This is a genomic window from Aeromonas sp. HMWF014 (assembly GCF_963878295.1).
GTDB lineage: Bacteria > Pseudomonadota > Gammaproteobacteria > Enterobacterales > Aeromonadaceae > Aeromonas > Aeromonas popoffii.
On sequence record NZ_CAWNYS010000036.1, the window covers coordinates 1 to 2,246 of the forward strand.

Sequence of the window (2,246 nt, forward strand, 5' to 3'; positions counted from 1 at the left end):
AGCCTGACCGAAGAGGGGAGCTGGTTCTATCAGCGTGCGGTGAAGATCCTGACCGAGATGAGCGAGGCGGAGGGTCACCTGCTGATGCGCAAGGCGCAGCCGGAGGGGATATTACGGGTCGATGCGGCCACCCCCTTTATCCTGCACCGGTTGGTGCCCATCATCGGTGAGTTTCGCCGTCGCTACCCCGCCATCGAGCTGCAATTGCACAGCTCGGAGGGCTTTATCAATCTGATGGAGCGGCGGGTGGACATGGCCATCCGTATCGGCGAGCTGGTCGACTCTTCCCTGCGCGCCCTGCCGCTTGGCCACTCGCGGCTAAGGTTGCTGGCATCGCCCGCTTACCTGAGCGAGCGGGGTACCCCGCGCCAGCCGGCGGATCTACTGGCTGGCCACGAGCTGCTGGGCTTTTTGCATCCCGATCACCTCAACCACTGGCCGCTGCTCAGTGCCGAGCAGGGGGATCGCTTTGCCATCACCCCCAGTCTGCGGGCCAGCAGCGGCGAAACCTTGCGCCAGCTGGCGCTGGCAGGGCAGGGGATCGTCTGCCTGTCGGATTTTATGACCGGGCCGGATCGGGCGAGCGGCGCTCTGGTGGAGGTGCTGGCGCGCAGCAACAGCGGCGCCTCGCGCCCCATCAATGCGGTGTTCTACTCCGATGCCCAGCGCGACATCCGGCTGCGGGTCTGGCTCGATTTTCTCAAAGAGCAGCTGGGAAGCCATACCCTGTAACGCCACGTCGTACGGCCAAGCAGATAAACAGACGGCCGACGTGAGGGTCGGCCGCGAGTTCGGGAAGGTGTGCGAGGCGAGACGGCTTTAACGAGGCAATTTGCCCCACACCCGGCTGAGCAGGGCGCCGCCGATCACGGGCGCAATGGCCAGCAGCAGGGTCCACTGCCAGGAGAGTCCACCCGCGGTGGTCGCCAGTACGATGCTGGTGAGTACCACCAGTTGGGCCACCATCATCAGAAAGGTTCCTTCTCGGGGGGTCAGGGCCTCTTTTTGAGCGACGGATGCCTGGGCTACGGGTGCTTGAGTGGTGGTCGATTTCATGGCGATATCCCTCTGTTGGGTCTGATATCACTAAGCAATGGCCGTTCCACCTTTTTTCCCGTTAACTATCAATGATTTGTGGATTATCGCCGCATTCCCGTTTCGGGATCGCGCGCAAAATGATTCGCAAAATGAAAACGCCACCTTGCGGTGGCGTGCTGGTTACTGAGAGGGGGGAGGGACTGGACCTAGCCAATCCGGTATTGGCGGATCTGCTCGTCGATGGCCTTGGCCAGCTCAAACAGCTCACTACTGGCTATATTGCTCTCCTGCGCGTGTTCCCGCTGGAGTTCGGCCACCATGGCGAGCTCATCCAGCGCCGTTCTGGCCTGCCCCATCTGTTGATTCTGGGCCTGCGCCAGCGCGCTGATCTCGTTGATCTCGAGGGCGGTCTGGTTGATTTGGCTGGTGGCATCGATCAGCACCTCTCTGGTCTGATGCATCCTGTTATAACCCTCTTCGCTCAGGGTGCGGGAGTCCGCCATCGAGCTGCTGGCCTGACGGGTACCCTCTTGCAGGCGCAAGATGAGATCCTGCACATCCTTGGTTGCAGTTTGGGTGCGCACGGCCAGTTGACGTACTTCGTCGGCAACTACCGCAAAGCCGCGGCCCATCTCCCCCGCGCGGGCCGCTTCGATGGCGGCGTTGAGGGCCAGCAGGTTGGTCTGGTTCGACACATCGCGGATCAGATTCATGATTTGGGTGATGTTGTTGCTGTCTTTGACCACCTCCTCCAGCAGGGCGGAGGAGCTGCCGATGCTATTGCGCAAGGTATCGAGTTGCTCGGCACTTTGGGTCACATCCTGCTCGATGGCGATCATGTGGCTGGCGATGCGCCGGGTCACCTCGTTGACTCCCTCCGAGCGGGTGGCGATCTGCTCGGCGTTGTTGCCGATGATGGAGACCACATTGGTCAGCTCCTGAATACTCTGGGCCTGCTGGCAGGCTTCACCCGCCAGCGCCTGGGCCTGTTGCATGGATTGGGATGACTGCGCCGAGAGGGCGCTGCCTGACTGCTGGAAGCGGGAGAAGCTCTGGTTCAGGCTCTGGATCAGCTGGTTGAAGCTCTGGGCCATCATCCCCAGCTCGGATTTGTCAGAGAAGTCGAGGCGAGTCACCAGATCCCGATCGGCGGTGATGTGGTGCATGCCATCGGCCGCCTGACGAATGGGGCGGCTGATGGAGTGAGC

Annotated in this window: 3 protein-coding genes; 1 reads left to right on the forward strand and 2 read right to left on the reverse strand. The window is 61.8% G+C overall.

Features of this window, described 5'->3' with window-relative positions:
• On the forward strand, positions 1 to 732 hold a 732-nt coding region (locus AAC083_RS01290; protein ID WP_108535690.1), incomplete at its 5' end, for a LysR substrate-binding domain-containing protein.
• Between the two features lie 87 nt (positions 733 to 819).
• On the opposite strand, the gene AAC083_RS01295 is transcribed toward AAC083_RS01290, so the two are convergent.
• Together AAC083_RS01295 and AAC083_RS01300 are read right to left on the reverse strand one after the other, a co-directional pair.
• On the reverse strand, positions 820 to 1,056 hold the full coding sequence (locus tag AAC083_RS01295; protein WP_108535691.1) for a hypothetical protein: 237 nt from the start codon (positions 1,054 to 1,056) through the stop codon (positions 820 to 822).
• Positions 1,057 to 1,244: 188 nt separating this feature from the next.
• On the reverse strand, positions 1,245 to 2,246 hold a 1,002-nt coding region (locus AAC083_RS01300), incomplete at its 5' end, for a methyl-accepting chemotaxis protein (RefSeq protein WP_146181554.1).

Excerpts from the sequence above, each read along its gene's own strand:
- AAC083_RS01295 (WP_108535691.1), bottom strand. The coding sequence starts at position 1,056 with ATGAAATCGACCACCACTCAAGCACCCGTAGCCCAGGCATCCGTCGCT.